General features: G+C 37.3%; 3 protein-coding genes. 2 read left to right on the plus strand and 1 reads right to left on the minus strand.

The genetic code is table 11. From position 1 onward, the window contains the following. Positions 1-297 precede the first annotated feature (297 nt). Positions 298-1602: a T9SS type A sorting domain-containing protein gene (locus VLB74_RS09765; RefSeq protein WP_325203272.1), complete on the minus strand. Its 1305-nt coding sequence runs from the start codon at positions 1600-1602 to the stop codon at positions 298-300. Between the two features lie 663 nt (positions 1603-2265). Here VLB74_RS09765 and VLB74_RS09770 point away from each other — a divergent pair. Both VLB74_RS09770 and VLB74_RS09775 read left to right on the plus strand, forming a co-directional pair. Next, positions 2266-2742, plus strand: a complete 477-nt coding sequence (locus VLB74_RS09770) for a VOC family protein (RefSeq protein ID WP_325203273.1) — start codon at positions 2266-2268, stop codon at positions 2740-2742. A gap of 244 nt (positions 2743-2986) precedes the next feature. Beyond that, positions 2987-3459, plus strand: a 473-nt coding sequence (locus VLB74_RS09775; RefSeq protein ID WP_325203274.1) for a dihydrofolate reductase family protein, incomplete at its 3' end; no start/stop codon positions are given.

The raw sequence follows: 3459 nt of genomic DNA on the forward strand, positions 1-3459 counted from the left end.
CAGCAAAAATAAAATCACCCCTTTCACGAATGAAGGGTTTTCTCTTTTTCGTACTCAGGTTTTTTAAAATAAATTGTTTGTAATTTCTCCCATCTGTGAAAATCGGTTTAATCTGTATAATCTGTGGACGAAATTTTCAGAAGCAGTCAGCAAAATTAAAAATAGAAAATTCAGTTAATTATATATTCGCAAAAAGGGACTGCTCGTTTGAGACAGTCCCTTTTTATTTTTGCACAATCCATCGTAAAAAGATTGCACTATTACACCAATGGATTCACACCTGTATTGCGTTACTTCTTATTCAATAATGATTTTCTTTACGAATAACTGACCGTCTTCTTTTTTGATATTAAGATGATAAATTCCCTTCGGACAGTCCCCCATATTGATTTCAATCTTATTGTCATTTTGTTGCACGGTAAAATTATTGATTTTCTGCCCTAGAAGATTATACACCGCTAATTCGTGAATATCAATATTGTTTTTGGTTTCGATAGTAATGTAGTTTTTAGCCGGAATCGGATAGACGCGGATATCCTCGGTAAATTCATTTGTAGCCACACCCAGCGCATTAAGGCTGTTTTGTAAATTACCGGTTTCCATGGTACCTAAACCATTGGTGGCTTCCCAAAAATTGTACGTCGATGACCCGTCAGAAGCTGTACGTCCGAATTTTTCCGAATAGTCATCCAACAAACTCCATTGCGCGGCTGTAAGTGGTGTATCGGTTAAACAAATCACCAATAATTTGAAATTCTTCTGTGAAGTGGTAGAGGAAGGATTTCTGGTTCCTAATAGCGTTTGTAGCGATGCCGATGTATAGGTAGTTCGGGTTGTAGCCTGGAAGGTATCTGTAGTGCCGTCGGAACTATATGAAGTAATTCCCCTGAACACATCGAAATTGTTTACACCCGAAAGCGGTATCATTCCCATCAGATACAATTCGAACTGGGTGTACGGAACAGAATTTCCTCCGTTGGCATTCAGTCCGAAAGTACCAACGCTGTAGGAACCGCCTCCATTAGCTACAAGCGTGCTTTGCTGAAATCCTCCAAGTTGTCCTTTATTGCTTCCTCCGGTAAATCCCCAATGCGGCTGGTAGGCAAACGATGTCAAACCGGTTCCGTAACTTGATACGGATTCTGTTTGCAGGCAAAAATTCCCCCAATTGTGCATCAATTCGTGTAAAGAAGGGCCTGCTCTCAAATAATCTCTTCTGGCTAAATGCATAACGGCTTTCAGTTTTCCGGCCGATCCGTAACTGGCACAGTCGTTGTAAGTAGACATCCCTATTCCCGTAACGTTATTGGACACTTTCATCAATTGGCCCGATGCCAGGTTTGAAGGTCGCGTGTCTTCATTTAAGATTAAAAAAATGAAATCGAAATGATCCTGAAATTTGACGTAGATGTCCTGAAAAAGCGCCTGTCTAACCGCGGCGTTATTGAATTGATCATTTGCTTTCCAATTGCTGTATTCGGTAGGTGTCATCTGTAACGATGCAACTCGATTGTTTGGGTGAAGCTCAATGGGATGTGTTTGCGACTTCGCATTTTGCATCAGAAGAAACAAGCAAAAGAAAAGGGGTAATTTTAGTTTCATAGTGGGTTGGGTTTTTGGTTTTTATAATTAGTTATGACTGTTTTTAAAGTCGAAATGTTTGATTTTTCATGAATTTCTGTTCTGAATCGGCGCGATTGATCAATATGTTTAAGTAAAAAATTAACATAAAAACTGTTTTATTTGTCATTTTTGTCCCAAATATAAGTAATTAGTTCCCAATTGTTATAATTTTAAATGTTTTTTGAAATTATTGATACATAAGAGAAGGATGTCAGGTTTTGCAGCAAAAGCACTTCCCCCGGTAGTGGAGGAGAAAAAAGACTATTCGATAATTTTTGTGTTTTTCAAAATTTTAAAGCCCCTGCTAGCGCGAGCGTCCCGCTCGTACTACAAAGAAAACCAACAAACTACAACCCTAAAAAAGTTGTAGTTTTTTATTTCAACCAACTACTTGCCGGTAATGATTAAAAATTACCAATTGCACATGTCTCAGTTTATTCTTATATTTGATAGTGAGTCAGTTACACAAAAACCGACACTCCCCATCTACATCTAAAGCTATAGTTTCAAAAGAATTATTTCCCACGCGAGGGTGTAAAGAAATATTCTATTGAAATACGTATTTCATAGTCATACTCAATTTTGAGACAACACAACCAGACAATCGATGTTTATTAAAAACAACCAAAAAAATAAGATATAATGAATAATCAAAAAATCACACCCTGTCTTTGGGTTGAAAAAGATGCTAAAGCGGTTACTGAATATTATCTGTCCATATTTAAAGACGGCAAACTGAAAGACTATCGGCTATTTGAAAATATGCCGGATGAAAACGGCAATGGCAATGATGGCAGTTTTGAAACGGCTGTAATGGAACTTGCAGGTGTAGAATTTTCCATTCTTGCCGCAGGACCCATGTTTAAATTCAACGAAGCTATATCACTCGTTATAAATTGTAAAGACCAAGACGAGGTTGACTACTATTGGGAAGCACTCACTTCCAATGGTGGAGAAGAAGGGGTTTGCGGATGGTGTAAAGACAAGTATGGTTTGTCATGGCAAGTTGTCCCGGTCGAATATTTTGAACTAATACACAGTAGCGATTCATCAGTAAGGGAAAAAGCACTGATGAACACATTTAAGCAAAAGAAACTAATACTTTCAGAACTTAAATAGGCTTAAATTATTGACAAATACAGACAAAGTGGAAACGGTGACCGGAAAGATCTATTTTTAAAAAAATTACTAAACCCTCACAATGAGTTTTATATCCCATTTTTTTTTGGGGTTTTACACAGCTATGCTTTTCTGAAATTAAGTAAGACGTCTTAATAAAATCAACAAAAACTATGTTTCTATGAGGTTTTAAAAAATATAAATTGAATTACACCCAACGGGTTGACTTAATAAATAAACAAGCATGAGAAAATTGATAATGTGGAACGTTATAACTCTTGACGGCTATTTTGAAGGAAATCAAAATTGGGACTTGTCTTTTCATGAAGTTATATGGGGAGATGAACTCGAAAAATTAAGCATTGAACAATTACATGCTGCAGACTATCTTGTATTTGGACGGGTAACGTATGAAGGCATGGCAGATTACTGGACTAAAGCAGAGGGAGAAATTGCCGATCTGATGAACAATATACCCAAAATTGTTTTTTCAAAAACACTGCAATCGGCCGACTGGAACAATACAACATTAATCAGGGAAAATGCTTCAGCTGAAATTAGAAAATTAAAAGAACAGGGTGACAAAGACCTATATGTATTCGGTAGCGCAAATCTTTCAGAAACTTTCACAGAGGATAATCTGTATGATGAGTACCGCATCGGAATAGCGCCGGTTATTTTAGGCAGTGGTCGGCCACTCTTCAGACAAGGCACTTC

The organism is Flavobacterium sp. (assembly GCF_035456225.1).
GTDB lineage: Bacteria > Bacteroidota > Bacteroidia > Flavobacteriales > Flavobacteriaceae > Flavobacterium.